The sequence below is a fragment of the Brevibacterium gallinarum genome (genome assembly GCF_014836885.1).
Lineage (GTDB): Bacteria > Actinomycetota > Actinomycetes > Actinomycetales > Brevibacteriaceae > Brevibacterium > Brevibacterium gallinarum.
In genome coordinates this window covers 130,417-144,415 of sequence record NZ_JACSPY010000001.1, presented here as the reverse complement: position 1 = coordinate 144,415, position 13,999 = coordinate 130,417, and the positions used below count along the sequence as shown (strand labels likewise).

The 13,999-nt window shown below is 67.3% G+C and carries 15 protein-coding genes; 5 read left to right on the top strand and 10 right to left on the bottom strand.

Annotation, left to right across the window (positions count from 1 at the left end; translation table 11 throughout):
• Position 1 precedes the first annotated feature (1 nt).
• From H9634_RS00735 to H9634_RS00725, 3 genes are read left to right on the top strand one after another with little or no spacing between them, the layout of a single operon-like run.
• Positions 2-481: a hypothetical protein gene (locus H9634_RS00735; RefSeq protein ID WP_191724921.1), complete on the top strand. Its 480-nt coding sequence runs from the start codon at positions 2-4 to the stop codon at positions 479-481.
• Positions 481-1,710 (top strand): hypothetical protein, encoded by a 1,230-nt coding sequence (locus tag H9634_RS00730; protein WP_191724920.1) that lies wholly within the window; start codon positions 481-483, stop codon positions 1,708-1,710. The genes H9634_RS00735 and H9634_RS00730 overlap by 1 nt, the downstream gene beginning before the upstream one ends.
• Positions 1,707-2,918, top strand: a complete 1,212-nt coding sequence (locus H9634_RS00725; RefSeq protein WP_191724919.1) for a nitroreductase family protein — start codon at positions 1,707-1,709, stop codon at positions 2,916-2,918. The genes H9634_RS00730 and H9634_RS00725 overlap by 4 nt, the downstream gene beginning before the upstream one ends.
• A gap of 26 nt (positions 2,919-2,944) precedes the next feature.
• Here H9634_RS00725 and H9634_RS00720 read toward each other — a convergent pair whose 3' ends face one another.
• The 7 genes from H9634_RS00720 to infA form a co-directional block, all read right to left on the bottom strand.
• The gene (locus tag H9634_RS00720; protein WP_191724918.1) at positions 2,945-3,106 is read right to left on the bottom strand and encodes a hypothetical protein; all 162 of its coding nucleotides are present in this window, start codon (positions 3,104-3,106) and stop codon (positions 2,945-2,947) included.
• 194 nt (positions 3,107-3,300) lie between these two features.
• Complete coding sequence (rplQ, locus tag H9634_RS00715) at positions 3,301-3,894, bottom strand: 50S ribosomal protein L17 (protein WP_191724917.1); 594 nt, start codon at positions 3,892-3,894, stop codon at positions 3,301-3,303.
• A gap of 36 nt (positions 3,895-3,930) precedes the next feature.
• On the bottom strand, positions 3,931-4,923 hold the full coding sequence (locus tag H9634_RS00710; RefSeq protein ID WP_165884695.1) for a DNA-directed RNA polymerase subunit alpha: 993 nt from the start codon (positions 4,921-4,923) through the stop codon (positions 3,931-3,933).
• A 170-nt stretch (positions 4,924-5,093) separates the two neighbouring features.
• A complete protein-coding gene (gene rpsK, locus H9634_RS00705) occupies positions 5,094-5,498 on the bottom strand; it encodes a 30S ribosomal protein S11 (protein ID WP_102161537.1) in 405 nt (134 codons plus the stop codon).
• A gap of 42 nt (positions 5,499-5,540) precedes the next feature.
• Entirely contained in the window at positions 5,541-5,909 is a 369-nt protein-coding gene (rpsM, locus tag H9634_RS00700) for a 30S ribosomal protein S13 (RefSeq protein ID WP_102161535.1), read from the bottom strand.
• A gap of 205 nt (positions 5,910-6,114) precedes the next feature.
• A complete protein-coding gene (gene rpmJ / locus H9634_RS00695; protein WP_102161533.1) occupies positions 6,115-6,228 on the bottom strand; it encodes a 50S ribosomal protein L36 in 114 nt (37 codons plus the stop codon).
• Positions 6,229-6,306: 78 nt separating this feature from the next.
• The gene (infA, locus tag H9634_RS00690; RefSeq protein ID WP_019159374.1) at positions 6,307-6,528 is read right to left on the bottom strand and encodes a translation initiation factor IF-1; all 222 of its coding nucleotides are present in this window, start codon (positions 6,526-6,528) and stop codon (positions 6,307-6,309) included.
• Positions 6,529-6,748: 220 nt separating this feature from the next.
• Here infA and H9634_RS00685 point away from each other — a divergent pair, with 220 nt between their 5' ends.
• On the top strand, positions 6,749-7,765 hold the full coding sequence (locus H9634_RS00685; RefSeq protein ID WP_191724916.1) for a C2 family cysteine protease: 1,017 nt from the start codon (positions 6,749-6,751) through the stop codon (positions 7,763-7,765).
• A 223-nt stretch (positions 7,766-7,988) separates the two neighbouring features.
• On the opposite strand, the gene H9634_RS00680 is transcribed toward H9634_RS00685, so the two are convergent.
• The gene (locus tag H9634_RS00680; RefSeq protein ID WP_225210440.1) at positions 7,989-10,940 is read right to left on the bottom strand and encodes an alpha/beta hydrolase; all 2,952 of its coding nucleotides are present in this window, start codon (positions 10,938-10,940) and stop codon (positions 7,989-7,991) included.
• Positions 10,941-11,224: 284 nt separating this feature from the next.
• On the opposite strand from H9634_RS00680, the gene H9634_RS00675 reads away from it, so the two are divergent.
• A complete protein-coding gene (locus tag H9634_RS00675) occupies positions 11,225-12,370 on the top strand; it encodes a MalY/PatB family protein (RefSeq protein ID WP_191724915.1) in 1,146 nt (381 codons plus the stop codon).
• Between the two features lie 80 nt (positions 12,371-12,450).
• Here the strand turns inward: H9634_RS00675 and map are convergent, their stop codons facing one another.
• A complete protein-coding gene (gene map, locus H9634_RS00670) occupies positions 12,451-13,320 on the bottom strand; it encodes a type I methionyl aminopeptidase (RefSeq protein WP_191724914.1) in 870 nt (289 codons plus the stop codon).
• Positions 13,320-13,889, bottom strand: a complete 570-nt coding sequence (locus H9634_RS00665; RefSeq protein WP_175293023.1) for an adenylate kinase — start codon at positions 13,887-13,889, stop codon at positions 13,320-13,322. Before H9634_RS00665 ends, map begins: the two co-directional genes overlap by 1 nt.
• Positions 13,890-13,999 lie beyond the last annotated feature (110 nt).

The window sequence follows — 13,999 nt, the reverse complement described above, 5'->3', positions numbered from 1 at the left end:
CATGCGCACAACCGACTTCTCCCACACCCCGCCGCAGGGCCAGGCCGGTTCGGTGTTCCTCGGCTGCAACGAATACCGCTCCCCGCTCGCGATGGCCGACCAGGTCCGCCGCTGGCCCAAGCTCGCCCGGGCGCTCAAGCGCGCGCCGGGCTACCTGTGGCATCGCAGCTACTACGAGTTCCCCAAACGCATCGGGCTCATCGTCGCCTTCGAGTCCCAGGATGACCTCATGCGGTTTGCCCGCACGCACGAGCATCACGAGATCATGCGCTGGCTGGTGGGCCGCGGTGATGAGTCCCCGGCCCGCGGCGGGTTCATCCGCATCCTCACCGCCGAAGAGTGGGGATACACGAACGGGATCTTCCGCGCCGAGGACGCTTCCACCGGGATGATCGACCGGTTCTCCCCTGTTGCCGGTGAGACCGCCGCCGAGGCACCGGTGACCGCGGGCACCGATCCGCACCTGGGCGGCGGTCGCTGATGCTCATCACCGTCTCCGAGGTCTCCACCCGGGCTGAGCTGCGCGAATTCCTCGACTTCCCCGCCGCGCTGGCCACCAGCCAGGGTGGGGCCGATCACTGGGTGCCGCTGCTGCGCTCAGATGTCACCACCTGGTGGACCGGCCGATCCTGGTTCCCCGCTGATGTCACCCTGCTCATCGCCAAGGATCCGGTCGGCCGGGTCGTCGGGCGCACCACCGCTCACCGGTATCCGGCACTCGATGAGCGGCTCTCGGGCCGGCTGCGCCGCAGGCTCACCCCGCCGGAGGTGCAGGCAGGCGTCGTCGACGACTGGCAGCACCGGCAGGTGCGCGCCCAGCTGTTCGGCGCGACCGAGTTCGAAACACCGGAGGCGGCTGAGGCGATCTTCGCGGAGCTGGAGGCCCGCGCGCAGGCGGCCGGCTGCACCCACCTGTTCGGGCCGGTGTCCCTGCTGCCGAACCAGACCGGCGGTGTGGTGGTCGCCGGGCACCAGCACCCCGGCTTCTTCGACACCGTCTGGAACACCGCAGCCACGGCCGAGGCGTATGAGGCGGCCGGGTTCCACCGCTGGGGCGGCGGGCACACGTGGGAGGTCGAGCTCGCCGACGTCCCCGCCGCCCGGGCGACCGCGCCGAGTGCGGCCGAGTGCGCGGCCGCCGGCGTACGGATCACCACGCCGTCCCGATTCGAACTCACCCGGGCACTGGGCCGCATCCACCCGACGATGAACGCCGCCTTCGATGCGCTGACCTACTACACGCCGATCACGGACGCTCAGTTCGCCTCCCAGACCCAGGGGCTGGCGCTGCTCATGGATCCCGGCCTCATCGTCACCGCCGAGGACCTCGATGCCGGCCCAGGCGATCCGGCGGCGGCGTTCATCCTCACCGTGCCCGACCCGGTCCGCGTGCTGCGGGCCACCGGCGGACGGCTCAATGCCACGGCTGCAGCACTATTGGCGCGGCAGCAGCTCACCGGGCGCACCGCCTCGGGCACGGGACGCGATGCGGTGCTCATCGTCCAGGCCGCCCACCCGGAGGCGCAGGGCCGCGGGCTCGTGTCGCTGCTGGCGCGGAAGATGTACTCTGAACTCGTGCGCAAGGGCTACCGGCGGCTGCGCGTGACGTTCGTCGGTGATGACAATCTCGGTTCCTCGGCCGTGCCCGGCAGGGCCGGCGGCCACTGGCTTCACGAACTCCGCTTCTTCTTCCGCGAGGTGCATGCATGACCCGACCGCTGACCGCCGAGACGATCGAGGGTCTCTTCGACATCGCCTCCCGCGCCCCGAGCGCCCACAACACGCAGCCGTGGCTGCCGCGGCTGCTGGAGATCACCGAGGCTGGGGCCCGGATCCGGGTGCGCACCGATGCCGAGCGGACCTTGCCGGTCAGCGATGAGCACGGCGCGGACCTGGGCATGTCGCTGGGCTGCTGGGTCGAGGCGTGTGCGATCGCCGCGGCCGAGGAGGGCCTGCGGCTGCGTGAGCTCACGGTCACCGGTGAGCGCCATGACGTGACGCTCACGTTCCTGCTGGCACCCGCCGGCCCCGCGCCCGCAGGCGATGCGGCGCCCTCAGGCGATGGGGCGCCCGCGGCCGATACGGCGCCTGCAGCTGATGCGGCGGATCCTTCCGATGCGGAGGTCTCGGCGGGGTTCTCGATTGCCGAGGTGCTCACCCGGCAGGTTGATCGCGGCCGGCTGCGCCGCGACACCGCAGCGGTCGAGGCGGCCGTGGCCGAGTATGCCGCACTGCGCCCGCAGGCGATCCTCGATCGCACCGCCCACGGTGAGGTGCATCGGCAGGAGGCCGACGACCGGATCTCGGGCATCGTCATCGCGCAGGTGCCGGAGGCGATCTGGGTGAAGGCCGCCCGCTATGCGCAGTCGGCGCCGTTCGAGCCGCGGGAGGCCTTCGATGAGACGCTGCGCTGGCTGCGGCTCGATGACCGCGATCCCCGCTACCGGGAGGACGGGCTGACGGCTGAGACCCTGCGCCTGCCGCGCCGGGCTGCCCGGCTGGCGGCCCGGCTGCTCGGCGGTGATGAGGCACCGGATGAGGCCCGTGACCGGCTGCGCGACATGCTCGTCACCGCCGGTGCCTGGTCGACGATGCTGCCGACGTTCATCGCCCGCCGCGCCCCGGACCGGCTGGCGCTGGCGATCGAGGCCCGGCATCCCAGTGAGGTCAGCGCCGAACGCTGGGTGCTGCTGGGCCGGGAGCTCATGCGGCTGTGGCTCATCTTCGCCCGGCACGGGCTGCGGGTCTCAGTCGAGTCACAGCTGAAGGATGTGCAGCTGCCGGCGGCGATGCTTGCCGATGTGCTGCGCCGCACGGCACCGGCCCGCAATGGCGGGAAGCCGGTCTACCAGCCCTTCACCGCGTTCTCGGTGGGACGGTCGACCGGCCCCGTGCCCCGCTCACCGCGACTGCGCTGAGCTCAACAAAGCTCAGCTGTAGTCCGTCACTTCTTCTTCCTTCGCCGGCGCCGGTCGCCTGTGATCTTGCGCGTCACCGCACTGACGGCTGCACCGAGGAGGGTGCTGGCCAGGCCGACGAGAAGTGCCCGGCCCTCCTGCGGCGAACGGCCCTGCTGCTTGCGCTTCTTCTTGTTCCTCAGTGGCATGTGCGCTCCTTTCCGGACGCGGCCCCGCATCTGCTGACGGGCCGGTATGCGTCAATGTCCCTTGATCGTAGCGCCTGACCCTGACGGTCCGTCCAGAGCTGCCCGCACCTGCGGTCTGAATGCAGTGCAGGCCCGGAACCTCAGCGGTTCCGGGCCTGCGATGCTCAGCGTGATGCTGCAGGACGCTCAGCGACTCACTTCTCGTCGTCGGCCTGCTCGGCGGCGTCGGCCTTCTCAGCATCCTCAGCCTGCTCAGCGGCTTCCTGTGCCTCGTCGTCCTGGGCACCGGAGGTGACGTCCGGCTCGACCTCGGGGGTCTCGTCGTCACCGGCGGTGTCCTCAGCCGGCGTCTCCTCGGCCTTGGGCTCATCGGCAGCGGCGGCCTTGGTGGTCTCCTCGGCCTCCTTCACCGTGGCCTGCTTGGGTGAGTAGGCCTCGAGCACGAGCTCGATGACGGCCATCGGGGCGTTGTCGCCCTTGCGCGGACCGATCTTGGTGATGCGGGTGTAGCCGCCGGGACGCTCGGCGACAGCCGGGGCGATCGAGGTGAACAGCTCGTGGACGACGGACTTGTCGCCGATCTGCTGCATGACGCGACGGCGGGCAGCCAGGTCACCGCGCTTGGCGAAGGTGATGAGGCGCTCGGCGACCGGGCGCAGGCGCTTGGCCTTCGTCACCGTCGTGGTGATGGACTTGTTCTCGAAGAGCTGGGACGCCATGTTGTTCAGCATCGCCCGCTCGTGCGCCGGGGAGCCGCCGAGGCGGTTGCCCTTGGTAGGCGTAGGCATTGTTTATCTCCTTGAAATCTCTGTTCGGTCAGCCGCTCAGTACTGCTCGTCGTCGACGTAGCTCATCTCTTCGCCAGCCTCGCCGTAGCCCGCCGGGCTGTCCTTGAGGCTGAGTCCGAGCTCGTTGAGCTTGGCCTTGACTTCGTCGATGGACTTCGAACCGAAGTTGCGGATGTCCATGAGGTCTGCTTCGCTGCGGGCGACCAGTTCTCCGACGGTGTGAATGCCTTCGCGCTTGAGGCAGTTGTAGGACCGGACCGTGAGGTCGAGGTCCTCAATCGCCAGCGCGAGATCGGCGGCCAGGGCAGCGTCCACCGGCGAGGGGCCGATGTCGATGCCTTCGGCTTCGACGTTGAGCTCGCGGGCCAGGCCGAAGAGCTCGACGAGGGTCTTGCCGGCCGAGGCGACGGCGTCGCGCGGGGCGATCGACGGCTTCGTCTCGACATCGACGATGAGACGGTCGAAGTCGGTGCGCTGTTCGACACGGGTGGCTTCGACCTTGTAGGTGACCTTGAGCACCGGCGAGTAGATCGAGTCGACCGGGATCCGGCCGATCTCGGCGTCGGCGTTCTTGTTCTGCGCAGCAGACACGTAGCCGCGACCGCGCTCGATGGTCAGCTCCATGTCGAGGCGGCCGTCTTCGTTGAGCGTGGCGATGTAGAGCTCGGGGTTGTGGATCTCCACACCGGCCGGGGCCGAGATGTCCTCAGCGGTGACCGTGCCCGGGCCCTGCTTGCGCAGGTAGGCCACGACCGGCTCGTCGAACTCCGAGGACACGACGAGGGACTTGAGGTTGAGGATGAATTCGGTGACATCCTCCTTCACTCCGGGCACCGTGGTGAACTCGTGCAGCACGCCATCGACGCGGATGCTCGTAACCGAGGCACCGGGGATGGACGAGAGCAGAGTCCGACGCAGCGAGTTGCCGAGGGTGTATCCGAATCCGGGCTCGAGCGGCTCGATGACGAAGCGCGATCGATTGGCTGATACAGCCTCTTCCGTGAGCGTGGGGCGCTGTGCAATGAGCACGTGGGCTTCCTTTCAGCGAGCATCCGCTATATGACGCTCGCATGCACTAGTTGAGTAAGTCAGTACTCGTAACGCTTGCGGGTGGTGGACAGTGCGTCCGGTCCCCCGTGCCCGAGGCGGGCTCACCTGCCAGCAGGCGGCCCGCCTCGGGAGCGGGGAACCGGAGAGGCTCAGCCGCGGCGGCGCTTCGGCGGGCGGCAGCCGTTGTGCGGCGTCGGGGTGACGTCCTGGATGGTGCCCAGCTCGAGGCCGGCGGCCTGGAGCGAGCGGATCGCGGTCTCGCGTCCCGAGCCCGGGCCCTTGACGAAGACGTCGACCTTCTTCAGGCCCATCTCCATGGCGCGGCGGGCAGCGGACTCAGCGGCCATCTGCGCGGCGTACGGGGTCGACTTGCGCGATCCCTTGAATCCGACCTCACCGGCGGAAGCCCAGGAGATCACAGCTCCTGTGGGGTCGGTGATCGAGACGATCGTGTTGTTGAACGTGGACTTGATGTGGGCCTGGCCGTTGACGATGTTCTTCTTATCGCGACGACGCGGCTTGCGCACTGCTCCTGCGCGTGACTTGGGAGGCATAGATCTCAAACTCCTGATCGAGGGTGTTCGGTGAAAGCGGGATTACTTCTTCTTACCGGCGACCGTGCGCTTCGGGCCCTTGCGGGTGCGCGCATTGGTCTTGGTGCGCTGACCGCGCACCGGCAGGCCGCGGCGGTGGCGCAGGCCTTCGTAGCAGCCGATCTCAACCTTGCGGCGGATGTCGGCGGCCACTTCGCGGCGCAGGTCGCCTTCCACCTTGAACGTTCCCTCGATGTAGTCGCGCAGCTGCACGAGCTCATCGTCGCTGAGGTCCTTGACGCGGGTGTGCGGGTTGATCCCGGTCTCGGTCAGGGTCTGGCTCGCACGAGTGCGGCCCACACCATAGATGTATGTCAGGGCGACTTCCACGCGCTTCTCACGCGGGAGGTCGACTCCGGCAAGACGTGCCATAAGTTCTTACTCCGTATTTTCGTTTCGAAGGTGCTTGCTCAGACCTGTCCCGAGGTGTCCCGGGTCCCCGGCCTCCGAACCGGGGGTGTCGTCCTGCTGCCTGTCAGGCTGGGCCTGGCCTGCCGCAGGGGGCGAGGTCTGCTTGGGTGTGGTGCTCGCAGCTGCATCTAGCAGGAGCGAACGGGAGTCTGCGTGAAGTGAGCGATCAGCCCTGGCGCTGCTTGTGGCGCGGGTTGTCGCAGATCACCATGACGCGGCTGTGACGCCGAATCACCTTGCACTTCTCGCAGACCTTCTTGACGCTGGGGTGAACCTTCATCGTGAGTCCTTCTTGCTGACTGCGAAAACCCCAGGAGGCTTCCTGGGGGCGACGCAGAGTAGCGGTCGAAAAGATCTGTTACTTGTACCGGTAGACGATGCGACCGCGGGACAGGTCGTAGGGAGAGAGCTCCACCACGACGCGATCCTCGGGGAGAATGCGGATGTAGTGCTGGCGCATCTTTCCGGAGATGTGCGCCAGAACCTTGTGGCCGTTGGTCAGCTCCACCCGGAACGAGGCGTTCGGGAGTGCTTCGACAACGGTTCCTTCGATCTCAATGACCCCTTCTTTTTTGGCCATATCGTTCGTCAACCCCATTTTCCCGCAGACATGCTGCGTTCGTTCGTGTCTCAGGCCCGCTTCGGCTGCCCGGGTGGGGCCTGATTCGACCGGCAGTCCTGACCCGGAGTGTCCGGTTCCGCACGGCTCGCCGGATGGGCTAAGCTACCCGGAGAAAGACGGAACTGGCATGTCCAGAGGTCACAGACCAATCCACTACTCTACACGAAACAGTGTGTTCGTGCCACTCATTTCTGCGCCTGCGACTGCGCCGCTCATCACACCCGCCGATGCCGGCGCGCTCAATGCCGAGTTGTTAGGCGAACCGGATTCCCGTTTCACACCTCTCCCCCGCCTGCTGCGTCGTGCCGGCTTCTATCACCACCGCGCAGCGCGTGCGATCGAGGCGCTCATTCCCGCATCCGCGCCCGAGGCGGCAGCGGCCCTGGCAGCGCTGCCCGCCTTGGAGCCCCGCGCCCGTGGTTCCCAGGCTCTCGACGTCCGTGTCGAGGTGCCCACCGATGAGACCGGCCGGGTGATCGAGACGCCTGTTGAGGTGCAGCAGGGCAGGCTGGGAGACTGCTGGTTCATCGCAGCCCTCGCCGCCTGCGAGCACACCCGGCCCGGTTTCACCGCCTCGCTCATCGACCGGCTTCCCAATGGGCTCATCCAGGTGCGACTGCGCACCGGGCTGCGGGCTCGGGCTGTGACGATCTCCCCGTTCGTGCCCGCCCGCCACCGCGCCGGGGACTCCCGGGGCCGGGCGAATCTCGCCAGCCTTGTCGAGAAGGCCGCCGCGGTGACCTTCGGACGCGGCACCTACGCTGGGATCGAGCACGGCTTCGCCGGCAACGCCTTCTATCTGCTCACCGGTCAGATGGCCCCTGCCCGGCCGGTACCCCCGCTGGCCACCGTTCAATCCTGGCTGGGAACGGGCCGGCCCGTCGTGGCCTCCACGCTGCTGCGCTGGAAGCCGGCCCGGCTCCTCCCGCGTGAGGATGATCCCGGCCGGCAGATCGCTGTCATGAACGGTCACGTCTACGTTGTCTGCGGTATCGCTCGGGTCGATGAGGACGGCCGGCCGTTGCCCGCCGGTGCAGATCCGCTGCGCATCCATCTGCGCAATCCGCTCGGCGGCGCTGATCCGCGACCGGGCTCCCGCCGCCCGCGGCGCACCGACCTGTATCTGTCGGAGGCGCAGTTCCGGCGGATCTTCCTGTCTGTCAACGTCGGGCCGTCACTGACCGCCACGGACTGACGCGCGCTCTGCGTGCGGCGCCGTCGAAGGTTCCGCGCACTCCCCGCCCCGGGCGCCTCTCGGGTGCACTCGCACCTCTCGGATGCCATCGTTCAGCACACACCGCAGGGGCGGCCTCACACACGACGGGGGCAGTCTCACACACCGCAGGGGCGGCCTCCGAAGAGACCGCCCCTGTGGATCGCTCACCGTGAACCGTGCGGTTCAGGTGTCAGCTGATCGCTCAGCTGTCCGAGGAGACTCGGCGCGACTTGTACAGTGCTGCGGAACCGCCGCCGATGAGGGCGAGGATGAGCAGCAGGTACGGCATGATCTCGGCGCCGGTGCGCGGAAGCTTGCCGTCCTTGTCGGCATTCTTGTCGCGGCCGTCGTCCTTCTTGCCTTTGCCGTCGTCGTCCGATCCCTTGTCGTCCTTGTCGGTGTCGCCACCGCCGTTGGAGTCATCGTCGTCATCGCCCTTGGGCTTGTCCTCGCTCATGACCTCGAGGAAGTCAGTGGCGACGACATCGCCGGCGGCGTTGACGAGGGTGACCTCGTATTTGCCGGGCTTGGCGTCCTCCGGGACGGTGAACTGACCGGCGGCGTTGCCGCCGTTGTCCATCGTGCCCTCAGCGACCTTCTTGCCGTCGAAGGCGACGGTGTAGTCGTCGACATCGTCCTGGTGCTCAGCGGTGTAGAGCAGCTTCTCACCGGCGTGCGCGTTGTCGGTCGAGATCGAGAAGCCAGACGAGCGGAACGTCTCGACCTTGCACTGGGTCGTGAGCGTTACGTCGTTGCCGCGATCGTCCTTGACGGTGTCGGGCTTGTCGAGCTTCTTGCCGTAGTCGCCGTCCTCAGGAACGTCACCGTTGATGAGGAAGTCGTTGACCGTGTCGTCGACGCAGGTCATGTTCGGGTCGCGCTTCATGTACGAGGTGTGCGACGCACCCGAGGCCGACAGCAGGGTGCCGTCGATGACGCGAGCGAGCTTGACGCCAGCCGGGTACGGGGTGGCCGAGTCATGCGTCGTCGAGACGACGAGGATGTTCGGCACCTTCGTCAGCTTCTCCGGAGCGGGCAGGGTGCCCTTGAACTGCCAGAAGTCGCAGTAGTCGTACTCACCCGGAGTCTTCGACGAACGCTGGAACGGAGCGGCCTTGTCGTAGCGCTCAGCGAAGTCACGTGCCTTCTCGATGTCAGGCATGTCACCGTAGCTGTTGGCGTCCGTGCAGCGAATGTTGGTGAACGCCTGGAGCATCGGCGCGTAGTGGCCGTTCTCGTCGCGGTCGTTGTAGCTGTCAGCCAGCTGCATGAGCATGCCGGCGGTCTCACCCTGCTTGAGCTCGGCGAGGCCGTAGGCCAGCTGCGGCCACAGGCTCTCGGAGTACAGCGCCTGGAAGACGCCGGTGCGGCCGTCGGCGAAGGAGACCAGCCGCTCGTCGTTCGGCTGCCCGGTCGGCAGCGGCTTGGACTCAAGCGTCTGCAGCAGCTTCGCGTTCGCATCGGTGAGCTGATCGACGTCCTCGACGCCGTCCCCGAGTGCACAGCTGAACGTCTCGTCAGCGATCGGGCTCTCCCCGAAGGCCTCGGGCCACAGTTCGCCCCAGGTCTTGTTCTGCGCACCCTTGACGGTGCAGTCCTTGGCGAACTGCTCGAAGGTGTTCTGGAAGCCAGCACCCTGCTTGATGGTCTTGTCTTCGTCATCGGCCCGATCGTCGCTGCCGCTGTCCATGAACTTCTCAGATGCCGCGTTGATCGCCTTCATCGCCGCCAGCTCGTCGACCTTGCCGGGATCGACGACGCCGTCGAGGACGAGGCGACCGACGTTGGCCTGGAACTTCTGCGAATAGACGTATCCGAGTCGCGTGCCGTAGGAGAAGCCGATGAAGTTGAGCTTCTCATCACCGAAGGCCGAGCGCATGAGGTCCATGTCGCCCACAGCGTCCCAGGTGCCCAGGTGCTGCATGAGCTTCTTCTGGCCGTCCTCACCGAGGTCGAAGGCCTTGCCGGTGTTCTCGAAGCAGTCATTGGCAAACCGCTCGGTCTGGTCCTTGAGTGCTTCTTCGACTTCCTCGCGGGTGTCCTTGCCGTGCGGGTTGGACTCGCGGTCCTTGTCGATCTGCTCGTCAGAGGAGCACTGCGAGAACGGCATCGAGGTGCCGGTGCCGCGCGGGTCGAATCCGAGCATGTCGTATTCGGCGGCCAGGTCGGGCTCGTAGAGCGCGCCGGCGACCGAGAGCGTCATGCCGGAGCCGCCCGGGCCGCCTGGGTTCCACAGCACGGTGCCGCGCGGCTTCTTGTTCTCGACGAACGTGCCGTCCTCGACCTTGCCGGCCTTGACCTTCATGACCGAGACGGCAATGTTGCCTGCGCTCGGGTCCTCGGCGTCGATCGGCATGATGACGTAACCGCATTCAGGTGCGCGGCCGATCCGCTCTTCGAAGTTGGGCTGGCCGAGCTTCTCGCAGTTCTCTGCTGAGAGGTTGAGTGCCTGGCCGTAGTGCTTCTCCAGGCCCTTCGGGACGTTTCCGGTGCTCTTGCCGCCGGGGGCCGGCTCGGGGATCTCGTAGGTGCCGTCGCCGTCTGCGTCGAACAGCTCCTTGGCCAGCTCGGGGTAATACTCGTCGAGGCCGTCTTCGCGGTTGCCGCTCTGCTCCGCGTCGGCGTCTGTGCTGTCTGCCTCAGTGTCGGACTCCTCGTCAGCCTCCGGTGCTTCTGCACCCCCGGACTCTTCGACGGTGAAGGTCTTGTCGGAGTTCATGAGGTTGTCGTCGCCGCCAGTGACCGCATAGGTGCCCGGTGCGAGCTTGTCGACTTCGAGGGTTGCCTCTGCCGTCCCGTCTTCCCCGATCGTGACGTCAGTATCAGTGCCTTCGACGATCTCGTTGTTCTGGGCGTGCTTGAGCCTGAGGGTGAGGATGTCGCCGGACTGGCCCTTGACGGTGACCGGGATCTCGAGGGCTTCCGCCTCAGCGAATGTCGTCTCGCCGGTGTAGGCGATGGTGAGCCTGTCGACCAGGTCGGTGGGATTCGTCGTCGATTCGGGGGCCGTCTGGGGGACGCTCTCTGCCGGCTGCGACGGTGCAGCGAGGACAGAGGTGCCGAATCCAAGGGTCATCGCCAGAGTCACAGTCGTAGCGACGCCGGCGGTGCGCATTCTGCGCAGCGCCGGCGGTGTCTGTCTTGAATCAGTCATACCCATAACCCTAAGCAGAAAATGATCGTTTTGTGATGCGACTCTCATACTTTTTTAATGCGCCGACATCGCTCCTGATCAGCGATCTGGACTACGACTAAGGTCGTAGGCGGATCTGTGTCAGAGCAGCGTGGTGCGCGGTATCCGCGCCTGCAGATGGTTCGCGCCGCCGCAGCTTCAGCCGGCGGATGCGCGAAGTCGCTGGGCTGGTCGCCTGGCGCTAGGCTGGTTGCTGGCCAGCTGGCCGCCGCACAGGCAATGACGCCGAGGAAAGGAAGCAGAAGGTGAAGGAATACACGCCCGCGGAGCTCGTCGAACGCGGTTCGGTGAAGTGGACGACGTTCCCGGGGACGCTGGGGGCGTTCATCGCAGAGGCCGACTTCGGCACCGCACCGGCGGTCCACGCAGCACTCGAAGAGCTGACCGCCAAGGAGCTCTTCACGTACGCGCCCCAGGCGATGCACGCCGATGCACGGCAGGCCACCGCTGACTTCCATGCGCGCCGCTACGGCTGGAGCATTCCGGCAGACGATATCGACTTCGCCCCTGACGTTCTCTCAGCTCTGCTGGCCACGCTCGACCTGTTCTCACCGCCGGAAGCCCCGGTCGTGCTGCTGACCCCGGCGTACATGCCGTTCTTCATCGCTCCGGCGACCCGCGACCGGGTGGTGCGCGAGGTGCCGCTCATCCGCACCGCAGATGACTGGGAGATCGACGTCGACGCCCTCGATGCCGCACTCGAACCCGGGGCGGTGTTCCTGCACTGCAATCCGCACAATCCGGTCGGCAAGGTCTACACACGTGCTGAGCATGAGCAGATCGCCGAGCTCATCGAGAAGAACGGCGCACTCGTGTTCTCCGATGAGATCCACGCCCCGCTCGTCTTCGACAGCGCTGGGCACATTCCCTACGCCACCGTGTCCGAGGCGGCGGGCCGGCACACGATCACCGCGACGTCGTGTTCGAAGGCGTTCAACACCCCCGGTCTCAAGTGCGCGCAGGTGCTGTTCACCGATCCCGCGCACCGGGACGTCTACCGGGACCGGGCGCGCTTCGTCTCAGGCGCGGCAGCGAACCCGGGCCTGGTCGCCACGACAGCGGCCTACCGCGACGGCGACGAATGGCTGGCCCGGTTCATCGACTACCTCGACGGCAACCGCAAGCTCATGGCCGAGCTGGTGGACACGCATCTGCCGAAGGCGTCCTACCTGGTGCCGCAGGGCACCTACATCGCGTGGCTCGACCTGCGCGCCTATGACATCGGCGAGGATGCTGCGGCATTCCTGCGCTCCCACGCCGAGGTGTCGCTGACGAACGGACAGGAGTGCGGCCAGGTGGGGGCCGGCTGTGTGCGGGTGAATATGGCGACGCCGGCGCCGATCCTCACGGAGATCGTCGAGCGGATCGGCCGCGCCGTCCGGCAGCGCTGAGGCCGGACCGGTCGCGCCCGCAGGCATCAGTCCACCGGCACCGGTCAGTCCAGTGGAACTGGTCAGTCCACCGGCACCGGTCAGTCCAGCGGAACTGGAGTGATGCCGTAGGGCGCCAGCCCGGCTGCTCCCCCGTCGGGTGCCGTGAGCACCCAGATGCCGCCGGAGTGCCGGGCGACGGCGTGTTCCCAGTGCGAGGCGTGTGAGCCGTCCTTTGTCACGACGGTCCAGTCGTCTTCAAGCACTTCGGATGCGGCAGAGCCGGCGGTGAGCATCGGCTCGATGCACAGCACGAGTCCGGGTTTGATCTTGGGCCCGAGCTGCTTGGCTGCGTAGTTGAGCACTTCGGGTTCCATGTGCATCTGGGATCCGATGCCGTGGCCGGTGTACTCCATGATGAGGCCGAAGCCGCGCGAACGCTCGGTGCCCAGCGTCTGGCTGAGGGCGGCTGCGCTGCCGAGGTCGTCGACGGCCTCCTCGATCGCGGCCCCGATCTCTCCGACGCGGGTGGCGGTGGCGAAGGCGGCGATGCCGGCCCACATGGCCGCCTCGGTCACCCGTGACAGCTCCCGGTCCTCCGCGCTGGCGGCTTCTGCGCCGCCGACGAAGACGGTGATGGCCGAATCGCCGTGGAAGCCGCCGACGATCGCGCCGCCGTCGATCGAGACGATGTCACCGGCTTCGAGCACTCGGTCGCCGGGAATCCCGTGGACGATCTCCTCATTGACCGATACGCACAGCGTGCCGGGGAATCCGTGGTAGCCCTTGAAGTTCGAGCGTGCGCCGGCCTCGGCGATGACGCGGGCGCCGGCAGCGTCGACATCGGCGGTGGTGGCACCGGGCACACACGCCGCACGGGCGGCCTCGAGGGCCGCCCGTGTGACCAGACCAGCTTTGCGCATGGTCCTGATCTGTGCCGGGGTCTTGAACTCCAGGCGCGGTCCGAACATCAGGCGTCGATGGCCTTGAGGATGCGATCGGTGATGGCGTCGACCTCGCCGAGTCCGTCGACCCGGCGCAGCAGGCCGCGCTCAGCGTAGATGTCGGTCAGCGGCTGGGTCTGCTCGGCGTAGACGTCGAGACGGTGCCGGATGACGTCCTCGGTGTCGTCGCTGCGGCCCTGCAGCTGGGCGCGGGCGAGCAGACGCTCGACGACCTCGTCGGTGTCTGCGGTGAGCTCAACGACGTGATCGAGCTTCTCCCCCATGCCTTCGAGCATGCGGTCGAGTTCGGCGACCTGCGCCTCGGTGCGCGGGTAGCCGTCGAGCAGGAAGCCCGCCTTCGCATCATCCTGTCCGAGGCGATCCTGGACCATCGAGTTGGTGACCTCGTCGGGCACATACTCGCCGGCGTCCATGTACCGCTTGGCGGTCTTGCCGAGTTCGGTCTCTCCGGCGACGTTGGCGCGGAAGATGTCACCGGTCGAGATCGCCGGGATTCCGAGCTTCTCGCTCAGCTTGGCGGCCTGGGTGCCTTTGCCGGCACCGGGCGGGCCGATGAGGATGATGCGTACGCTCATGTGCTTCCTTTCATAGGAGTGTGCCCCCATTCTACGACCGGTCAGCCGGCCGATCCGGCGGCGGGGGCACCTGGGCGCCCACCGCCTCGGGCACGGCGGCCCTGGCGGGC